This window comes from Streptomyces acidiscabies, assembly GCF_020010905.1.
Taxonomy (GTDB): Bacteria; Actinomycetota; Actinomycetes; order Streptomycetales; family Streptomycetaceae; genus Streptomyces; species Streptomyces acidiscabies.
This window is the reverse complement of sequence record NZ_JAGJBY010000001.1, coordinates 1,036,289-1,055,360: the sequence shown is the minus strand read 5'-3', so window position 1 is coordinate 1,055,360 and position 19,072 is coordinate 1,036,289. Positions and strand designations below refer to the sequence as shown.

The following is a 19,072-nucleotide window of genomic DNA, read 5'->3' as shown; positions in this document are numbered from 1 at the left end:
GGGGAAGATGCAACAGCAGGCACGGGACGTCCTCGTGATCATCTGGCTTCGACACCACAATGATCACGAACCCCCGTGCCTGCTCTGCTGTCCGCCCCTACCGGCCTGATCGCCAACCCTCCACGCAATCACGGAACTTGACGGAGCCCTGCCCACTACCAGCAGTTCAACCGCGACCATGCCCGGCTGAGAGCTCCCGGAGAACGCGCCTTCGCACAGCTGAAGTCCTGGCGACTGCTACGCCAAGCACGCTGCTCCACTCGCCGTATCGGCACCATCGTCCAAGCCATCCACACACTGCTGACCTGGAACTACTCAGGATGAAAGAAGTTCAGTCGGCAGCCAAGGACTGCTCGGTCTCCGCCGTAAGGAGGCTGTGGAGGACTTCGTCTTCAGTTCGCTTGGCAGCACGGAACTCGTCCAAGAACTCGAAGAACATCTCCATCGCCGGTCTGCCGGCCTGTTCCGCCTCGCGTTCGATCTCTACCGCCCAGCACAGGGAGGAACTGCGGCCAAGTCGTTGCCACAGCCAGTCGGTGAAGTGGCCCTCGGTGCCGGATTGCCAGAAGTCGTCAGGTTCCCTGATGTCGTGTACCCCCAGGGCTATGCGGTAGCCAGTGAGCATGGAATCAAGGTGGAGTAGCGAACTGCCGCGAACCCACATGCCCGGCCGGAGTCGTACTTGCTCAAGGACGTCGTACACGTCAGTGAGTTCACCGGGTGTCAGCAGCCTGTGCTGTTGTTTGCTCGTCTCCGTCATCTGAGCACCCTACGAGGGGGTGGGCCGTTCCGCCTTGGCCGTCAGGATGAAGTCGCCTGCGTGCAACGGGAGTTCGCCGTCATGCGCCTCGGTGGCGGTGAGGCTTCGTCCGCGAGGCTCTGATCAAGGGCCGACAGTTCGGTATCGACCATCGCACTCTGTGACGCGTACGAGTCTCGGTCAGCACCCCAACACGACGTATGCCCGCCTCGGCGCTCCTGAACACCGAGGTCACCCCCTGCACTCCGCAAAACCCCGACCACCAAAAAGCCCCCTCCCCGCAGAGAATCCGCAGAGAGGGGGCCCGTTCAGGCGTGGGGTTACTTCTTCTTGCCCTGGTTCTTGACCGCCTCGATCGCAGCCGCAGCCGCCTCCGGGTCCAGGTACTTGCCGCCCGGGGTGAGGGGCTTGAAGTCGGCGTCCAGTTCGTAGGACAGCGGGATCCCCGTCGGGATGTTCAGGCCCGCGATCGCCTCGTCCGAGACTCCGTCCAGGTGCTTCACCAGCGCGCGCAGCGAGTTGCCGTGGGCGGCGACCAGGACCGTACGGCCCGCGAGGAGGTCGGGGACGATGCCGTCGTACCAGTACGGGAGCATGCGGACGACGACGTCCTTCAGGCACTCCGTGCGGGGGCGCAGCTCCGGCGGGATGGAGGCGTAGCGGGGGTCGGAGGACTGCGAGAACTCCGTGCCGTCAGCAAGGGCCGGCGGCGGCGTGTCGTACGACCGGCGCCACAGCATGAACTGCTCCTCGCCGAACTCCGCGAGGGTCTGCGCCTTGTCCTTGCCCTGGAGCGCGCCGTAGTGGCGCTCGTTGAGGCGCCAGCTGCGGTGGACGGGGATCCAGTGGCGGTCGGCGGATTCGAGGGCGAGCTGCGCCGTGCGGATCGCGCGCTTCTGGAGCGACGTGTGGACCACGTCGGGCAGGAGACCGGCGGCGGTCAGGAGTTCACCGCCGCGGACCGCCTCCTTCTCGCCCTTCTCGTTGAGGTTGACGTCCACCCAGCCGGTGAACAGGTTCTTCGCGTTCCATTCGCTCTCGCCGTGGCGGAGGAGGATCAGCTTGTACGGTGCGTCGGCCATACGTCTGAGCGTAATCGAAGGGTTTGGGACACAGCGCCGCACGGTGCATTGACGGGATCTGTTAATCGGCTGGCTCCCCGAACGCCGCCTCTCGTAACCTACGATCACCGCCTGCACCACTTACATCGGGGGTCCCCATGTCCATCGCGTCCCTCAGACGCGCCACCCGCGAGAGCGTCTCGGGCCTCCCCCGCGAGTTCTGGTGGCTGTGGACCAGCACGCTGGTCAACCGCCTCGGCGCGTTCGTCGCGACGTTCATGGCGCTGTACCTGACCATCGACCGCGGCTATTCCGCGTCGTACGCCGGTCTCGTCGCCGCGCTGCACGGGCTCGGCGGCGTCGTCTCCTCCCTCGCGGGCGGCGTGATGGCGGACCGGCTCGGACGGCGGCCGACGCTGCTGATCGCGCAGCTTTCTACGGCGTTCTCGGTGGCGCTGCTCGGGTTCGTCACCGATCCGGTCGCGATCGCCGGGGTCGCGTTCCTGGTCGGCGCGACGAGCAATGCCTCGCGGCCGGCGGTGCAGGCGATGATGGCGGACATCGTGCGGCCGGAGGACCGGGTGCGCGCGTTCTCGCTCAACTACTGGGCGATCAACCTCGGGTTCGCCGTCTCCGCGATGGGTGCCGGGCTGATCGCGGAGGTCAGCTACCTCGCCGGGTTCCTCATCGAGGCGGGGATGACGTTCGCGTGCGCGGTCGTCGTCTTCCTCAAGCTGCCGGAGTCCCGGCCAACTGCCAAGGCGGCGACGGAAGAAGAGCACGTCTCCCTCGCCACCGTCGTACGCGACCGGCGCTTCATGTCGCTCGTCGGGCTCTCCTTCCTCGTCGCGGTGGTCTTCCAACAGGGGTCCGTGGGGCTGCCGGTGGCGATGGGCGAGGCGGGCTTCTCGCCGGCCGACTACGGAACGGCGATCGCGGTGAACGGCATCCTCATCGTCGTCCTCCAGATCCCGGTCACCCGTTTCATCGAACACCGCGACCCTGTACGGCTGTTGGTCATCTCCTCGGCTCTCGCCGGGTACGGCTTCGGCCTCACCGCCTTCGCCGGGTCGGTCGGCGTCTTCGCGCTCACGGTGTGCGTCTGGACCCTCGCGGAAATCGTCAACGCCCCTACCCAGACAGGGCTGGTGGTCCGCTTCTCCCCCGCGCAGGGCCGGGGCCGCTACCAGGGCATGTACAACCTCTCCTGGTCCGCCGCCGCCCTCATCGCGCCCCTCATGTCCGGCCTGGTCATCGACCACTTGGGGGCGGACTGGCTGTGGGGGGTGTGCGCGGTGGTGGGTACGGTCGCGGGGGCGGGGTACTGGATGCTGTTGCGGCGAATCCCCGCCGAGGACAAGGGCGTTGAGGCGGGGGTGGAGCCGAAGGTGGCTGTGCAGCAGTAGAAGGGGGCGCTCATGCGCTGGGACGACCTACCCCTCACCGCACGCCGGGCGGTGGAGGAACGCGCGGGCCGGGTACGGGAGTTGGAGCCGACGTCCAGCAGGTTGCTGGCGGCCACCGTACGCACCGCCACCTCCGCCGTCTTCGTGAAGGGCGCGCCGGACGACTACCTCCAGGTCCACACGCACAACCGCGAAGCGGCAGTGAACCCCTGGCTCCCGATGGCCTCACCTCGCCTGAACTGGCGTGTACGCACAGGTGGTTGGGACCTCCTCGGATACGACCACATCGACGGCCACCCCGCCGACCTCACCCCCGGCTCCCCCGATCTCCCGCTCGTGGCAAGGGCGTTGGAGGAGGTACGCAACACCCCTCGCCCAGACGTGAAGTTGAGGCACGCCGAGGATCGCTGGGGCTCCTGGACACGCGACGACGATCCCCAACTCCTCGCCGGTGACACCCTGTTGCACACGACCCTCGCGCCGGACGACATCCTCGTCGACGACCGCGCCCACCTCGTCGGCTGGTCCCAGGCCACGATCGGCGCCGCCTGGATCGACCCCGCCGTGCTGATCCTGCGCCTCATGGACGCCGGACACACCGCGTACGACGCGGACTTGTGGGCGCGGGAGCAGTTTCCGGCGTGGGCGGGGGCGCCTCGTATGGCCGTCGGCGTGTTCTCCGAGGCCAACTCCCGGGTGTGGAACGCGATCGCCGAGGACGAACCGGCGAGGCGGATGGCTCGGGTCGCCGGGGAATGGGTGCGTTACTGGCGTTCGTAGAGGGCGTTGATCTCGTCCTGCGGGAGTTGGTTCTCGGCGTAGGTGAAGGTGCCGTGCTCGGCCAACTCCCTTGTTGCATCGAGGAGTTGGCGGTACATCGCCCGCACGATGCTCCCTCCGACCGTCACCCGGCGTACGCCGAGTTCCCTCAGGTCCGCCATCGACAGCTTGCCGCCCGTCAGGCCCATGACGACGTTCAGGGGACCGTCGAGGCCCCGGACCAGGGCGCCGATCGTCTCCGCGTCCGCCGCCCCCGGCACGAAGGCACAGTCGGCGCCCGCCGCGAGGTACGCGTTGGCGCGGCGGATCGCCTCGTCGAGGGTGCCGCCGGTGAGGAGGACGTCGGTGCGGCCGATCAGGGCGAAGGGGGAGCCGGCCGCGTCGACCGTCTCGCGGGCCGCGCGGATACGGTCCACGGCAAGTGCCGTGTCGTACAAGGGAGTTGCCCGATCCCCCGTGAAGTCCTCGATGTTGCCGCCGGCCGCGCCCGCAGCGATCGTCAACTCGATGGTCTCGGCGACAAGTTCGGGCGAAGCCCCGTACCCGTCCTCCAGATCCGCACTGAGCGGTACGCCGATCCCGCCCGCCATCTCCGCGACGCGGCCCAGCATCGTCGTACGGTCGACACGGCCCTCGCCGTAACCGTGGTCCGGCCTGCCCAGCGAGAAGGCGATCCCCGCACTGGTCGTCGCGACGGCCGGGAACCCGGCGGATTCCAGGAGGCGGGCGCTGCCGACGTCCCAGGCGTTGGGGAGAAGGAAGCAGCCGTCCTTCTGGTGCAAGTCGACGAAGTGCTGGGCGCGTTGGTGCTTCTCGGGGTTCATGTGGTCCTTTCCTTGCCGCGGCTGGGTCGACCGTATGCCTCCGTGGACCGATAGGGTCGATTCGACATAGCGCAACGGACTCGGGGGATCTCATGTCGGCTGGCTGGTTCTTGCTGATACCTGTCGCTGCTCTCGTGGTCATCGCGCTCGGTGCGGTGGCTGTACTGAAGCTGCAGAAGGCCTCGTTCCAGCGAATCAAGTCCATGCAGGGGTCGACATCACCGCACGCCTCGGCTCGGACCGGATTCCAGCAGTCGGAGCAGGAGAGCCGAGAGGAATTCGTGCGCAGGCACTGGCAGCGCCCCGGCGTGGTTGCCGACGGCGTGACTCTGGTCGATCTCTACGACCGCATCCGGGCCCTTGAGGAACGAGTCGCCAGGGCCGAGCGGGGTTCTGCGGCGCCCCCACAGTCCGACTGAGCCGGTACTGAGACCCCGCAGCCGGGTCGGGCCAGGCTGCGTGCAAGGCCCAGGTCTGCACCGGGTGGCCAGAGCACTGGACGCGCTCCACCAACCGCCCCGCGTACGCCCCAAGCCTCGTACACACGTCCGATCCGCGCCCTCCCCCACCCTCACCAACCCCCGCACCCTGAAAGCTCCGAACAAGGGAGCAGTCATGGCCGACTGGAAGCAGGGGAAGTGCAAGTGGCCCACCCCCAAAGGGTCTTGTCAGAACAAGACGATGAAGGGGACCGCCCGGTGTCACTTACACCAGGGCGACTGGACCAAGCGGGGACAGGCCGAGCTCAAGAAGAAGGCGGCTCGGCGGCGTAAGAAGTAAGAAGTAGCCCCCGCCCAGCCGAGAACACAAGCACCCCGCCCGCCCTGAACGCCAAAGGCACGAACACCCCCGCCCAGCCGAAGCCGAGCGGGGGTGTTCGACGTCATCACGTCACCGGAGCGAGAGCCCCACTCACCGAGCCGACTGCCCGAACCGGTCCCCCGTCGCCGCGAGGCCCCCCGCCCCCGGCTGGTACACCGTCACCGGCGCAACCGCCCCGCCCGCCGTCACATTGGACAGCGGCAAGGAGTAGAGCGTGCCGTACGCAGAAGGCCCATACGGCAGACCGACGTACAGGTTCGTCCCCGTGTACCAAAGGCTGGACCCCAGCTGCTGGTTCGCACCCGGCGTCCCGGGGATGCCGTCGCCGTCACCCACCTCCAGCCACCGGTCACCCGCACCCGGCGTCCCAAGCAGCGAGAACGTCTGGACCGCCCCCGCCTTGGCGGTCGTACCGATCGCCTCACCCGGCACCCCCACCGCCAGCTTCAGCGTCGCCGCCGAACTCACCGCGCGCGGTGCCGTGTTGACCGCCGCCAGCGTCGAGCCGAAGAGGTCGCCGGACTCCGAGGTGCCGGACACGTCGTCGTCGGCGGTCCCGGAGGAGTAGCCGTTGAGCTGCGTGTAGGTACCGGCGGAGGTGACCCGGAACGTCAGCACGTTCCCGGTGTCGACGCTCGACGTCCCGCTGACGTCGAGGTCCTCCCCGGGCGACCCCACCGCGAGGATCGAGTCCGTCGCGGCGGCAGCCCCGGACGGCCGGTACGACACGATCGCGAGCGACTTCCCGAAGAGGTCACCCGCCTCGGCGCCACCGGACACCGTGTCGAGGTCCTGGTCGAGCCCGAAGAGCGGGGTGGGCCGCTTCTCGGAGTTGAGGACGTTGGGGTTGAAGACGGCGAGGTTGCCGGCGTTGGCGGCCGTCCCGATCGCCTCGTTGGGCGCGGAGACGGCGAAGTGGTTGGACCCGGCGGCGACGGCCGACCCGAAGGCGTCGTTCGCCTCCACCGCACCCGGCACATCGAGGCTGTCCTGGTGGATGGACACGTTCGTCGTCCCCTGGAGGTAGAACACCTCCCCGGCCTTGGCCGCGCCGGACAGCGCCTCCCCCGGCACACCGATCACGACGTACGGCTCACCGGCGTTGGTGACGGACGCGGCGACCGCCGCCCCCATCCGGTCCCCGCTCTCGGGAGCGGACGCGGAGATGGACCCGTTCCCGTTCCCCTGCTGGTAGTTGGCGTCCTTCAGCGCACCGGTCCCGAGCCCACCGGGCGCCCCGTACAGCAGGTCGGTCATACCCGCGTCGACAGCGTCCCCCAGGTCTTCCCCGGGCGTACCGACGACGAGGTCCGTGCACCCGTCGGCGTTGTAGTCGACGGTGGCGATGGCGTCCCCGAAGGCATCCCCGGCCTCGGCACCCCCGTTGACCCAGTCGAGGTCCTGATGGATCTCGGCGTTGCCCTTGCCGCCCCCGTACACGATCCGTACGGACCCGGCCCCCGCGTCGCCACCGATGGTCGCGCCGGGATCGGCGATCGCGACGTCCTCGACGCCGTCGCAGTTGAAGTCGGAGACACGCGGCGCGCCGACAGTGGAGGTCACCCACGCGGCGATGTCGTCAACCCGCGCGACGACACCCCCCGTACGGGTCTCAGCGGCATCGATGCCGAAGCAACCACCTTGGAAAGACCGGCTGTTGAGCCCGACAAGCTGACCGCCACGGACGACGGGCCCGCCGGAGTCGCCCTGACAGGCGGCGGCACCGGCGACACCGGTGACGGTCGCGGCGCCGGCCGCAGCAGCATCGACCGTCAGCGCCCCGGTATGCAGCTTCAGCGGCACCCACTCGGTCTGCGTCCGCCCGTACCCGGCGAAGGTCAGCTGCTCACCGGCGGCCGGCGCGGTGGTGGAGACGACGGCCGGCGTCACCCCGGTGACGGGCCTGTCCAGCCGCGCCAGGACGACGTCCCGGTCCGTACGCGGCACGATCTCGACGACTTCGCGTACGGCGCCGTCGGTGCCGGAGAGATCGGTGCGGCCGATCGTCGCGACCGTCTTCTGCGCGGGCTTCCCGGCGGGCACGGTCAGCGAGGAGGCCGGGTCGGCGGCGAAGCAACTCGCGGCGGTGAGCAGCCACTCGGTGTCGACGAGGACACCGGAGCAGCCGCGCGCGTAGTCGCCGACGAGGATCTGGGCGGTGTAGCCGTACGTCGTCCCGGTCGCGGCCGTGCCGGTGACGGCGGACGCGGGGACGGCGGCGCACACCGCGACGGGGCCGGCGACGAGGGCCGCCGCGAGCGCGGTCAGGCGCAGGGAGAGGGGTCTGGGTGGTGTCATGACGTGGGTTTCCTCAAGTGCAGGAGCTGGAAAGGGAGTTCGGGGGAAGAACCGTCACGCGGCCATCACGCCGTCACGCGGCATCACGCCGCCGCACGGCCATCACGCCGTCACCGGCTACTTCGAGCTCCTGATCTCCACGAGAATGTGGTCCCGCCCCTGCTCATCCGCACTCGACCCCACCGGCGTCCACGCGTTCTTCGCGACATCGAAGGACTTCTCCTCCGTGCCGACGGTCATGTCGACCTGGGTCGCGTAGTCGTTGCCCCGAATGCCGTACACCGCCGGAATCTCCAGCGTCAGCCAGCCGGAGTTCCCCTTCACGTCGAAGCAGATCTTGTCGGCCTTGTCGTGCGCCCACACCTCCAGCTGCCCGGTGCCGGTGACGCAGTCGGCGAGGGTGATGTGCCCGTCGCCACGCTTCAGAACGATGTTCTTCTCCGCGAGGATCTTGTCCGCCTGCGGATAGGCATACTTCTCCACCGCATATCCGGGCGATTCATCAGCCACGGAAGAAACGGTTCCGGATTCCGACCCCGATGCGCCGATAGCGAGCCACGCCACAGCCCCCGCCGCTGCGGCGGCGCCCACTATGCGCCAGATTGTTCTTTTCACCTTCATTAATGTCCCCGTCTTTGTTTTCCGGACAAATACAGGTTCCGGAGGAGGACATGCCTGGTGAAGAGTCCTCCCCGTAAGAACTCGTACTCACAGCGGATGTCATCCAAGACCGGAGGGGGAAGCGCTGTCCAGCACGCCAGATGTGACATACGACACGCTCAAAGAAACGTGAAGGTCCGTTTGTGTAAATGTGCGATTCCGGCATTGACTTTCGACCATGACTCGTGCTTTACCTATGCCGGAAAACTCAAAAGCACCGGAAGGGTGATTCCTTTTGCCTCCCTCTTCTCTGTGGAGCAGACGCCGGATTCTCACCGCAGCGGCCGGCGTGGCCGCGCTGCCGGCCCTCCCCTCGATCCTCACGCTGACGGCCACCCCGGCCCTCGCCGCCGACGACCCCTCGGACAGCGGCCTGCCGGACACCGACCGAGGCAAGGCGGTGTGGGCGTACAAGACCGGCGGACGCAGCGTCCGCGAGTCGGCCACGGCGGCGCTGCTGGGCACCCCGGCAGCGGTCACCGCGTTCCTCACCACCGACCTCCCCGCACGCCGCGCGGAGGACAACCGCATGGGTGTGCTGGCAGGTCTCACCTATGCCGGCCGGTCCGTCCAGAACCTGGTCAATACGGCGTTGTCGGCGGGGGATGACGCGGTATCGACCTTCCTGGACGGCGGCTACACGGCGGCCGTCAGCTCCGACCTGCGCGCCTCGGTGCTCACGGTCATGAACAACAGCGGCACGGCCGTACAGCGCGCGGGCACGAAGGCGCTGGACGCGGCCAACGACAAGGCACTGCACGCCTTCCTGAACGACGGTCAGTTCACGGCGCAGGCCGAGGACGAGCGCTCGGCCGTCTTCAAGATCCTCGCCGCCGCCTCCCCGCAGGTCGCGGTGTACGCGCAGCGCGCGCTGGACGACGGCTCGGCGCAGGCGATCCGCCAGTTCCTGGTCTCCGGCCAGTACATCGCGCGGGCCCGCGACGAGGAGGCGGCGACGATCGACCAGCTCGTCGCGATCGTCGAACGCGAGGGCAAGCGCGCCCAGATGCAGACCGAGCAGGCCGTCGCCGCCTCCGACAAGGCGAAGGAGGCCGCCGAGAAGGCGAAGGCCGCCGCGCTGAAGGCCGCCGACGAGGCCGCCGCCGCGAAGGACGACGTCGCGAAGTCGGCGCGCGCCGCGAACGCCGCCGCCTCCGCCGCAAAGGGCGCGGCAGCAGCCGCGACCACCGCGATCTCGGCGTCCCGCATCGCGCAGGCCGCCGCCGGCCGGGCCACGGTCGCGGCCCAGGCCGCCGCCTCGGCCGCCGCTTCGGCGGGCAGCGCCGCGTCCCGCGCGTACGGCGCCGCGATCGCCGCGTCGAAGGACGCCTCGAAGGCGGCTGCCGCACGCTCCGCCGCCGAGGGCGCCCGCAACGCGGCGAGCAAGGCGCGGACCGCCGCGAAGGCCGCCGACCAGGCCCGCGCCGCTGCCGCCGCCTGCGACACGGCCGGGGCCGCCGCCAAGTCGGCCGCGAACAACGCCGCAGCCGCCGCGAACGCCGCCGCCGCTGCCGCCGCGTCCTCCGGTGTCGCCCAGGCGCAGGCCGCGCGCGCCCGCGCCGCAGCCGCCGAGGCCAACGCCGCCGCCGCGCGCGCGACGGCCGCCGCGAACACCGCCTCCACCCTCGCCGGACGCGCCGCAGCGGCTGCCGCCGTGGCCCGTGACGCCGCCAACTCCGCCGCCACGCACGCCGAGAAGGCGGCGGCAGCGGCGGACGAGGCGGCGGCGCACGCCGGTCAGGCCGTCGAGTACGCCAAGCGCTCCACGGAGTCCGCGAACGCCGCCGTCGAGGCCGCCAACACCGCCACCAACGCCGTCAAGGAGGCGCAGGAGGTCGAGAAGGCCGCCCGCACGGCGGAGACGGAGCGCATCGAGGCCGACACCGCGATCGGCGTCGAACTCGCGCGCCTCGCCGCCCAGGAGGAGACCGCCGACCTCGCCAAGGCGAACCGCGAGCGCACCCAGGCCGACCGGACCTCGTCCGACATCAAGGACCTGGTCGCCGCCGCCGAGGCCGCCGTCGCCGCCGGTGACACCGCCACGGCCGTCGACAAGGGCCGCCGCGCCGCCCTGCTCCTGCTGGACAACTCCGGCTCCTGGACCCGCCAGGCCGCCGAGTACGCGCTGTCCGGCACCGAGTACGACGTCCTGAACTGGCTCGCCGCCGACCGCGCGCTCGCCGAGGGCCAGGACGACCGCGAGACCGTCGTCACCGTCGCCGAGATCTCCCGCATCTCCGTCGCGCAGGCCGCCGCCGACACGCTGGCCTCCACCGCGCCGGACGCCGTCCGCACCTTCCTGACGACCGGCGCCGTCGAGGCGGCCAAGACCGACAACCGGGTGCTGGTCTTCAACGTCCTCGGCGCCAGCCCCGGCGCCGCCGTCAAGGCGAAGGCGCAGGCCGCGCTGGACGACGGCAGCGCCATCGCCCTGCACCGCTTCCTCCAGATCGAGCACGCCGAGGCGATCAAGGAGGACGACCGGGTCGAGATCTTCAAACTGCTCGCGGGCGGCGGCCAGTACATGAAGTCGGCCGCGCAGATCGTCCTGGAGGGCCCCGCCCGGATGCGGCGGAACTTCGTCGCCCACGACCAGTACGACGTGGCCCGCCTCGACCAGGACGCCGTCGCGCACATCTCGGCGATCCGCGCGGCCATCGCGCACGCCGCGAAGGTCGCCGCGAAGGCCCAGGAGGACGCCGCCCTCGCGTCCAAGGCCGCCGCCGAGGCCCGCCAGGCAGCCGACGAGGCGATCGCGTGGAAGAACAAGGCCGACGGGTACGCCGCCGACGCGCAGAAGTCCGCCGCCGAGGCCAAGTCCAACGCCGACGCGGCGGACAAGTCGGCCGCCGACGCCGCGAAGTCCGCCGCCACCGCGCAGCAGGCCGCCGCAGTGGCTCGTACGGCGGCCCGGACGGCGAACTACTCCGCGCGCCGCGCCGCGGCCTCCGCCAGCCAGGCAGTCGCCTCGGCGTCCTCCGCGCAGGCGTCCGCGACCGCCGCACGCGCCTCCGCCGTCCAGGCGGGCAAGGACGCGCAGGCCGCTGCCGCCGCCGCGTCCGACGCGAACCGGATCTACACCGCGAAGGTCGCCGCCGAGGCCAAGCAGCGCGCGATGGACGCGGCCGACAAGGCACGCGGCTACGAGAGCAACGGCACCAACCCCTCCCAGAACGCCGACAGCGACAAGCCGTGGTACGTCGACTGGGGGATCTGGCCGGACGACGTCGGCAGCGCCAGCGAGTGGTCGACCGTCGTCGGCCACTACTCGACGATCCTCGGCGGCGGCGCGGTCGCGCTCGGCGTGGCCTCGCTGTTCTTCCCGCCGCTGGCCCCGATCGCGATCGGCGTCGGCATCGCCTCGGTGGTCGTGCAGGGGGTCAGCGCGTTCCTCGCGCTCGCGGGCAACGACTGGAACTGGCAGAGCAAGCAGTTCCAGTCCGCGTTCGGCCTCTTCGGCCTCGGCCTGGTCACGCTCGGCGTGGGCGGCGCGCTGTCCCGCGTCGGCCTCAACTACGCCGACGACGCGATCAAGCTCGCCGACACCGTCGGCGGCAAGGTCGTCAGCGTGGCCGGTGACGTGACGACCACGGTCGTCGGTCTGCTGACCTGGTAATCCCGGTACGAGAGGGCGAGGATCCGCACATGCTCACTGAGGACATGTCCACGACCGGCTGGTGGATCCTCGCTCTCGCCTCGGGCGCGGCGCTGGGGTACGCGTCCCTGACCCTGGCGGACAAGCGCAAGCCGTCCCACCGCGTCATCTCCGTCGCGGTCCCCGGCAGCATGGGGCTGTTCCTCTGGGCCCAGGCGCGGTTCGGCAGCCTCGAAGGCCGCCAGGCGCTGTTCTTCTTCACCCTGATCAGCCTCAGCCTGGCGATCCTGCGCGCGGTCTACCACCCGTGGTTCAGGCACCAGTTCCGGCTGCGCGACGCGGGCGAGCCGATGGAGAACGCGACCACCCCACAGGTGTTCCTGTTCCTGTTCTCCTTCGTCGCGACGTTCGCCGGTGTCGCCTTCCTGGTGCACTGAAACGGCCGAGGGGTCCGGCACGAAGCCGGACCCCTCAGAAACAACTCAACCGCACTGGCACGGACTGCCGGACTGGCACCCGCACCCGCACCCCGACCCACACCCACAGGCCCCGATCAGCATCAGGTTCCTGATCTCGGCAGGCTGTTCGGTGGGTGTCTCCTGGGTGGGGTCGGGCGACGTGCTGGGGGATTCGGCCATGGGTCCCTCCTCGACGCAGGTACACCCATGGCAACCGCTCGGCGACCCGCTGTGAAGGGCGCACCGAGGGCGCATGGGAGTACTCCTACGCCTGGATCTCCGGCGGCAGGTCCTGCTGGAGATCGTCCGCGTGCTCGCCGGTGACGAGGAAGACGACGCGCTTGGCGACGGCGACCGCGTGGTCGGCGAACCGCTCGTAGTAGCGGCCCAGGAGGGTGACGTCGACGGCGGTCTCGATGCCGTGCTTCCAGCGGTCGTCGATCAGGTGCTGGAACAGCGTGCGGTGCAGCAGGTCCATCGCGTCGTCGTCCGCTTCGAGCTGGAGCGCGAGGTCGACGTCCTTGGTGATGACGCACTCGGCGGCCTTGGCCATCAGGCGCTGGGCGAGCTGGCCCATCTCCAGGATGGTCGCGTGCAGGTCACGCGGCACCGCCCGCTCCGGGAACCGCAGCCGCGCCAGCTTGGCGACGTGCTGGGCCAGGTCGCCGGAGCGCTCCAGGTCGGCGGACATCCTGAGGGACGTCACGACGATCCGCAGGTCGGTGGCGACCGGCTGCTGGCGGGCGAGCAGCGCTATGGCCTTGCCCTCCAGGTCGTGGTGCAGCTCGTCGACCTTCTTGTCGCCCTCGATGACGTTCTCGGCCAGGTTCAGATCGGCGTCGAGGATCGCGGTGGTCGCGCGCCCGATGGCCGAGCCGACCAGCCGGGCCATCTCCACCAGACCGTCGCCGATCGAATCAAGTTCCTCGTGGTACGCGTCACGCATCGGCGTTCCCTCGTTCCCTCTCGTGCATCAGTCCTACGCGCTTACAGTCCCACGTTCGGCCCTGGACGCGTCGGTTTCCGCCATCCCAAATGAATCACTACTGGCTCCAAGGTGAACTCTGGGCGACGAGTCTCGAAGGTCACCCCTCGACGGCTGTGGCGATGTCGCACCCCGTGCCTAACCTGGAGACATGGACGTGAACGCGGCAGTCGCCGCAGCGGCAGCGATCGCCGGGGTGCTCACCGGTGTCATCGCCATGCTGGCGTTCCGCTGGAGCGAACGCGACCAGAAGCGCCCCACCCGTACCTCGCTGCACACGGACCCGGTGCTCCCGCCGGGGGTCGACACGGTGCTGTCGGTCCTGCGCTCCTCCGCCGTCGTCCTCGACGAGGCGGACGCCGTGGTGAAGGCCAGCTCGGCGGCGTACGCCCTGGGCCTGGTGCGCGGCGGGAAGCTGGCGGTGGAGCCGATGCTCCTGATGGCCCGCGACACCCGCCGCGACGGCGAGATACGCCAGGTCGAACTGGACCTCCCCCGGCGCGGGACCGGCCGGGGCGAGGCCCTCGCGGTCTCCGCGCGGGTCGCCCCGCTGGGCTCGCGCCTGGTGCTGCTGCTGGTCGAGGACCTCACCGAGGCCCGCCGCATCGAGGCGGTCCGCCGGGACTTCGTGGCGAACGTCAGCCACGAGCTGAAGACCCCGACCGGCGCGCTCTCCCTGCTCTCCGAGGCCGTCATGGACGCCTCGGACGACCCCGAGGCCGTACACCGCTTCGCGGGCCGTATGCAGATCGAGGCGACCCGGCTCACGAACCTCGTGCAGGAGCTGATCGACCTCTCGCGGGTGCAGAACGACGACCCGCTGGACGACTCCGAGCCGGTCCGGGTCGACGAACTCGTCGCCGAGGCCGTCGACCGGTGCCGCCACCAGGCGGGCACGAAACAGATCACGATGGCCGCGGGCGGCACCGCCGACCTGCACGTATGGGGGAACCGCGGCCAGCTCGCGGCAGCGCTCGGCAACCTCGTCGAGAACGCCGTCAACTACTCCCCCGCCCGCACCCGCGTGGGGATAGCAGCCCGCCGGGTGACCGCGCCCGGGGGCGACCTGATCGAGATAGCCGTCACCGATCAAGGCATCGGCATATCCGAGAAGGACAAGGAGCGCGTCTTCGAGCGCTTCTACCGCGTCGACCCCGCCCGCTCCCGTGCCACGGGAGGTACGGGGCTCGGTCTCGCGATCGTCAAGCACGTGGCCGCCTCGCACGGCGGGGAGGTCACGGTGTGGAGCTCCGAGGGACAGGGCTCCACGTTCACCCTGCGACTGCCGGAGGCGGGTTCGTCCCGTGACCGGGCGCACCAGCACCCCGACCTGGACGGCGAAGAGGCCGACGAGGACAGGGCCGCACCCTCAGAATCACCCTACGAACCGCTCCCCGCCCCGGAGGTCCTTCCGTGACCCGTGTGCTCGTCGTCGAGGACGAGGAGTCCTTCTCCGACGCCCTGTCGTACATGCTTCGCAAAGAGGGCTTCGAGGTCGCCGTGGCGGCCACGGGCCCCGACGGTCTCGACGAGTTCGAGCGCAACGGCGCCGACCTCGTCCTCCTCGACCTGATGCTGCCGGGCCTGCCCGGCACGGAGGTCTGCCGCCAGCTGCGCGGCCGGTCCAACGTCCCGGTGATCATGGTCACCGCCAAGGACAGCGAGATCGACAAGGTGGTGGGCCTCGAAATAGGGGCCGACGACTACGTCACCAAGCCCTTCTCCTCCCGCGAACTCGTCGCCCGCATCCGCGCGGTCCTGCGCCGCAGGGGCGAACCGGAGGAGGTCACCCCGGCCGCCCTCGAAGCGGGCCCGGTCCGCATGGACGTAGACCGCCACGTGGTCACGGTCTCCGGCTCCAAGGTCGACCTCCCCCTGAAGGAGTTCGACCTCCTCGAAATGCTCCTCCGCAACGCGGGCCGAGTCCTCACCCGCATGCAGCTCATCGACCGGGTCTGGGGCGCGGACTACGTCGGCGACACGAAGACTCTGGACGTCCACGTCAAGCGCCTGCGCGCGAAGATCGAGCCCGACCCCGGTGCGCCTCGCTACCTGGTCACGGTTCGCGGCCTCGGCTACAAGTTCGAGCCGTAAAGAGCTTCGCTACGACGATGAGGGCGGCACCCCCAGTAAAGGGGTGCCGCCCTCAGGCGTCGTACGGGGTGGGTCAGTGACCGGCCGCCGGGGACTCCGACGTGCTCGGGGAGGACGAGGGGCTCGGGGAGGACGAGGGGCTCGGGGACTCCGAGGAGCCCGCGCTCGGGGACGACGACGGGGTCGGCACTGCCGTCGGGCCCCAGGCGGTGAAGTAGTTCGTCGCGGGGACGACGAACGCCTGGAGGCTGACGTCACCCGTCTCACTGAACGTGAAGGTGATCTTCTGGGCGTTGCCGTTCTTGACGGCGTCGCCCGGCTTCTCCAGCACGGCGGACGCGTTGTTCGCGCCGCCGATGACGACCGAGCCGCCGGCCGGGACGACCAGGCTGCCCTTCTTGCTCTTCGTGTCGTCCTTGCCCGGCGTCAGCACGGCGGAGGCGCTGGTGCCGTCCACGGTGATGCCGGTCAGCGTCTGGTCGGACCCGCTGGTGTTGAAGACGGTCGCGGCGACGGCGGCGGGCCCTTCGGCACCGCGCTCCGGCTGGGTGACGACGATCGCGTTCTGGATCTTGATCACCCCGACGGTGACGGCCGCGTTGTCCGGCTTGATCTCCAGGGTCTGGCTGTTGTTCCCGGCGGCGCAGCCGGCGAGCGAGGCGATCGAGAACGCGAGGGCGGAAGCGGCGAGGGCGCCGCGTCGAAGGCTGCTGCTCACGGCGGCGGCATCTCCTTGGAACGCAGGGGCGGATTCCGATAAAGCCGCCCTAAGGGTCAGTCAGCGCCCTCAGGGTATCGACCCGTTCACCGGCCCCCGCACCCGACCCGCCTCTGACACCTCCCGACGTCCCGAGCGCCCCACCTGTCACACCAGCCCCACCCGCCTCTCGTTACCCGCAAGTCACCATGGCCACTTCCCGTACCCCGCGCATTCACATAACCCCGCGCGGCCCCGGCCCGGATTTTCGAACCCCGAATGCGGCGGGTGCCGGAAATTCGATCACCCGGGCGGGGCGGGATGTTCGAAGATCAATTCCGGAAACGTCGAAGACCGGCCACGTCACGCCGAACGGAGTAGCGGAAGTCGCACACCAGGAAGAGGACATATCGGGACGTTCACTCGCCTTGACGCGGTTCCGGAAGCGTGTAACGTACGCGTTTCACCCCCCATGGAGAGCCGCTCCCACCTGCGAATACCCGCTTCCGGGCGCCTTCCCCAGCACGTTCCTGTTGCTGTTGTCAAGCCCCGAGATATGCCCTGACCTGCGAAAACGCCATTCAGGAACCGTCGTTTCCGTGTTACCCTGGATAGCCACGGAAGGGGTACCTGTCACATGACGTTCAAGGTTGGCGACACCGTGGTCTATCCCCATCACGGGGCCGCGCTGATCGAGGCCATCGAAACTCGCCAGATCAAAGGCGTGGACAAGACCTACTTGGTGCTGAAGGTCGCCCAGGGTGACCTGACGGTACGTGTGCCAGCGGACAATGCGGAGTTCGTCGGCGTACGTGATGTGGTCGGTCAGGACGGGCTGGACCGGGTCTTCGAGGTGCTGCGCGCGCCGTACGCCGAGGAGCCCACGAACTGGTCGCGTCGCTACAAGGCAAATCTGGAGAAGCTCGCCTCCGGCGATGTCATCAAGGTCGCGGAAGTCGTCCGTGACCTGTGGCGTCGTGAGCGCGAGCGCGGACTCTCCGCCGGTGAGAAGCGCATGCTCGCCAAGGCCCGCCAGATCCTGGTGAGCGAGCTGGCCCTCGCGGAGAACACCAACGAGGACAAGGCCGAGGCCCTGCTCGACGAGGTACTCGCTTCCTGAGCCGAGCCTGTTCTCTCCACACCTGATCATGCCGCGGTGCCCGATGACGTATTTCCCGTCGCCGGGCGCTGCGGCATGTTCGTATCCCCACCGCCCGAGCCCGGGGTCCCCGAGGGAACACCCGAGTACTTGTACGAGAGTCCCGGGCTCCCGCTCCCGGCCCGCGCGTCACGGAAGGGGCAGGTCGAGGTGGGGGTACCCGGCACTCCTCCCAGGCCATACCCACGTAGGTCGAGCACACAAACCTGACAGGAACCATGTCTGACGAATCACATCCCCCCAAGGCGGCCGTCCGTACGGCCGCGGTGATTCCGGCCGCCGGTCGCGGCGTCCGCCTCGGCCCCGGCGCACCCAAGGCGCTGCGCACGCTGAACGGCACGCCGATGCTGATCCACGCGGTGCGCGCGCTGGCCGCGTCCCGCGCGGTCTCCCTGGTCGTCGTCGTGGCGCCTCCGGACGGCGCCCCCGAGGTCCGCTCCCTCCTGGACGCGCACGCGCTCCCCGAGCGCACGGAATTCCTCGTCGTCCCCGGCGGCGAGACCCGCCAGGAGTCCGTGAAACTCGGCCTGGACGCGCTGCCCGAGGGATACGACATCGTCCTCGTCCACGACGCGGCCCGGCCCCTCGTCCCCGTCGACACGGTGGACTCCGTCGTGGAGGCGGTCCGCGAGGGCGCCGTCGCCGTGGTGCCCGCCGTACCGCTCGCCGACACAGTCAAGGAGGTCGAGCCGACGCCGGGGGCGCCCGAGCCCGTCGTATCCACCCCGGTCCGCGCCCGCCTGCGTGCCGTGCAGACCCCGCAGGGGTTCGACCGGAAGGTTCTCGTGCACGCGCACGAGACCGTCACCGAGGACGTCACGGACGACGCGAGCATGATCGAGCAGCTCGGGGGGACGGTCGTCGTCGTGCCCGGTCATGAGGAGGCGTTCAAGGTGACGCGTCCGCTGGACCTGGTGCTGGCGGAGGCGGTTCTGGCGCGCAGGAGGGCGAACGATGGCTTCTGAGTTTCCTCTGTTGCCGCAGGTCGGCATCGGTACCGACATCCACGCCTTCGAGGAGGGCCGCGAGCTGTGGTGCGCCGGCCTCAAGTGGGACGGCACCGGCCTCGCCGGTCACTCCGACGCGGACGTCGTCGCGCACGCGGCGTGCAACGCGCTGTTCTCGGCGGCGGGGCTCGGCGACCTGGGTCAGCACTTCGGCACCGGGCGCCCGGAGTGGTCGGGTGCATCCGGCGTCACGCTGTTGACGGAGGCGGCCCGGATCGTGCGGGACGCGGGCTTCGTGATCGGGAACGTCGCCGTCCAGGTCGTAGGCCCCCGCCCGAAGATCGGCAAGCGCCGGGACGAGGCCCAGAAGATCCTGTCGGACGCGGTCGGCGCCCCGGTGTCGGTGTCGGGAGCGACGACGGACGGGCTCGGATTCCCGGGCCGGGACGAGGGTCTGATGGCGATCGCGACGGCGCTCGTCGTACGGAACCCCTGAACAACGGCGGTGTTTTTTCGCCGCCTTCTC

Annotated in this window: 17 protein-coding genes and 1 pseudogene; 11 read left to right on the top strand and 7 right to left on the bottom strand. The window is 69.8% G+C overall.

Annotated features, from left to right (window positions below; translation table 11 throughout):
* Positions 1–147: 147 nt before the first annotated feature.
* A pseudogene (locus J8M50_RS05140) lies at positions 148–324 on the top strand (IS5/IS1182 family transposase); the annotation flags it as partial.
* A 7-nt stretch (positions 325–331) separates the two neighbouring features.
* On the opposite strand, the gene J8M50_RS05135 reads toward J8M50_RS05140, so the two are convergent.
* Both J8M50_RS05135 and J8M50_RS05130 read right to left on the bottom strand, forming a co-directional pair.
* Positions 332–760 (bottom strand): hypothetical protein, encoded by a 429-nt coding sequence (locus J8M50_RS05135; protein WP_010358538.1) that lies wholly within the window; start codon positions 758–760, stop codon positions 332–334.
* A gap of 320 nt (positions 761–1,080) precedes the next feature.
* A complete protein-coding gene (locus tag J8M50_RS05130; RefSeq protein WP_010358539.1) occupies positions 1,081–1,842 on the bottom strand; it encodes a phosphoglyceromutase in 762 nt (253 codons plus the stop codon).
* A gap of 137 nt (positions 1,843–1,979) precedes the next feature.
* Between J8M50_RS05130 and J8M50_RS05125 the strand changes: the two genes are divergently transcribed.
* Both J8M50_RS05125 and J8M50_RS05120 read left to right on the top strand, forming a co-directional pair.
* On the top strand, positions 1,980–3,227 hold the full coding sequence (locus J8M50_RS05125) for an MDR family MFS transporter (RefSeq protein WP_010358540.1): 1,248 nt from the start codon (positions 1,980–1,982) through the stop codon (positions 3,225–3,227).
* A 12-nt stretch (positions 3,228–3,239) separates the two neighbouring features.
* Positions 3,240–4,007 (top strand): hypothetical protein, encoded by a 768-nt coding sequence (locus tag J8M50_RS05120; RefSeq protein WP_010358541.1) that lies wholly within the window; start codon positions 3,240–3,242, stop codon positions 4,005–4,007.
* On the opposite strand, the gene J8M50_RS05115 is transcribed toward J8M50_RS05120, so the two are convergent.
* Positions 3,992–4,831 carry an isocitrate lyase/PEP mutase family protein gene (locus J8M50_RS05115; RefSeq protein WP_010358542.1) on the bottom strand — a complete coding sequence of 280 codons (840 nt, stop codon included), beginning with the start codon at positions 4,829–4,831 and terminating at the stop codon, positions 3,992–3,994. The genes J8M50_RS05120 and J8M50_RS05115 overlap by 16 nt on opposite strands.
* A gap of 134 nt (positions 4,832–4,965) precedes the next feature.
* Between J8M50_RS05115 and J8M50_RS05110 the strand changes: the two genes are divergently transcribed.
* Positions 4,966–5,250: a hypothetical protein gene (locus J8M50_RS05110; RefSeq protein ID WP_141655643.1), complete on the top strand. Its 285-nt coding sequence runs from the start codon at positions 4,966–4,968 to the stop codon at positions 5,248–5,250.
* 493 nt (positions 5,251–5,743) lie between these two features.
* Here the strand turns inward: J8M50_RS05110 and J8M50_RS05105 are convergent, their stop codons facing one another.
* Together J8M50_RS05105 and J8M50_RS05100 are read right to left on the bottom strand one after the other, a co-directional pair.
* Positions 5,744–7,951, bottom strand: a complete 2,208-nt coding sequence (locus tag J8M50_RS05105; protein ID WP_010358544.1) for a trypsin-like serine protease — start codon at positions 7,949–7,951, stop codon at positions 5,744–5,746.
* Between the two features lie 117 nt (positions 7,952–8,068).
* The gene (locus J8M50_RS05100; protein WP_178855099.1) at positions 8,069–8,572 is read right to left on the bottom strand and encodes a hypothetical protein; all 504 of its coding nucleotides are present in this window, start codon (positions 8,570–8,572) and stop codon (positions 8,069–8,071) included.
* A gap of 274 nt (positions 8,573–8,846) precedes the next feature.
* Here J8M50_RS05100 and J8M50_RS05095 point away from each other — a divergent pair, with 274 nt between their 5' ends.
* Together J8M50_RS05095 and J8M50_RS05090 are read left to right on the top strand one after the other, a co-directional pair.
* Positions 8,847–12,227, top strand: a complete 3,381-nt coding sequence (locus J8M50_RS05095) for an ALF repeat-containing protein (RefSeq protein WP_223786165.1) — start codon at positions 8,847–8,849, stop codon at positions 12,225–12,227.
* A 29-nt stretch (positions 12,228–12,256) separates the two neighbouring features.
* Positions 12,257–12,643 (top strand): hypothetical protein, encoded by a 387-nt coding sequence (locus J8M50_RS05090; RefSeq protein ID WP_010358455.1) that lies wholly within the window; start codon positions 12,257–12,259, stop codon positions 12,641–12,643.
* Positions 12,644–12,929: 286 nt separating this feature from the next.
* On the opposite strand, the gene phoU is transcribed toward J8M50_RS05090, so the two are convergent.
* Positions 12,930–13,610, bottom strand: coding sequence for a phosphate signaling complex protein PhoU (gene phoU / locus J8M50_RS05085; RefSeq protein WP_010358454.1), 681 nt, complete (start codon positions 13,608–13,610; stop codon positions 12,930–12,932).
* Positions 13,611–13,800: 190 nt separating this feature from the next.
* Here phoU and phoR point away from each other — a divergent pair, with 190 nt between their 5' ends.
* On the top strand, positions 13,801–15,066 hold the full coding sequence (phoR, locus tag J8M50_RS05080; protein WP_010358453.1) for a two-component system sensor histidine kinase PhoR: 1,266 nt from the start codon (positions 13,801–13,803) through the stop codon (positions 15,064–15,066).
* A gap of 5 nt (positions 15,067–15,071) precedes the next feature.
* Complete coding sequence (gene phoP, locus J8M50_RS05075) at positions 15,072–15,743, top strand: two-component system response regulator PhoP (RefSeq protein ID WP_018568744.1); 672 nt, start codon at positions 15,072–15,074, stop codon at positions 15,741–15,743.
* Positions 15,744–15,816: 73 nt separating this feature from the next.
* Here phoP and J8M50_RS05070 read toward each other — a convergent pair whose 3' ends face one another.
* Positions 15,817–16,461, bottom strand: a complete 645-nt coding sequence (locus J8M50_RS05070; protein ID WP_010358451.1) for a copper chaperone PCu(A)C domain-containing protein — start codon at positions 16,459–16,461, stop codon at positions 15,817–15,819.
* 616 nt (positions 16,462–17,077) lie between these two features.
* Between J8M50_RS05070 and J8M50_RS05065 the strand changes: the two genes are divergently transcribed.
* The 3 genes from J8M50_RS05065 to ispF all read left to right on the top strand — a co-directional run bounded on the left by J8M50_RS05065 (position 17,078) and on the right by ispF (position 19,042).
* Positions 17,078–17,560 carry a CarD family transcriptional regulator gene (locus J8M50_RS05065; protein ID WP_003953493.1) on the top strand — a complete coding sequence of 161 codons (483 nt, stop codon included), beginning with the start codon at positions 17,078–17,080 and terminating at the stop codon, positions 17,558–17,560.
* Between the two features lie 257 nt (positions 17,561–17,817).
* Positions 17,818–18,564: a 2-C-methyl-D-erythritol 4-phosphate cytidylyltransferase gene (ispD, locus tag J8M50_RS05060; RefSeq protein WP_010358450.1), complete on the top strand. Its 747-nt coding sequence runs from the start codon at positions 17,818–17,820 to the stop codon at positions 18,562–18,564.
* Complete coding sequence (ispF, locus tag J8M50_RS05055; RefSeq protein ID WP_010358449.1) at positions 18,554–19,042, top strand: 2-C-methyl-D-erythritol 2,4-cyclodiphosphate synthase; 489 nt, start codon at positions 18,554–18,556, stop codon at positions 19,040–19,042. Before ispD ends, ispF begins: the two co-directional genes overlap by 11 nt.
* Positions 19,043–19,072: the final 30 nt, after the last annotated feature.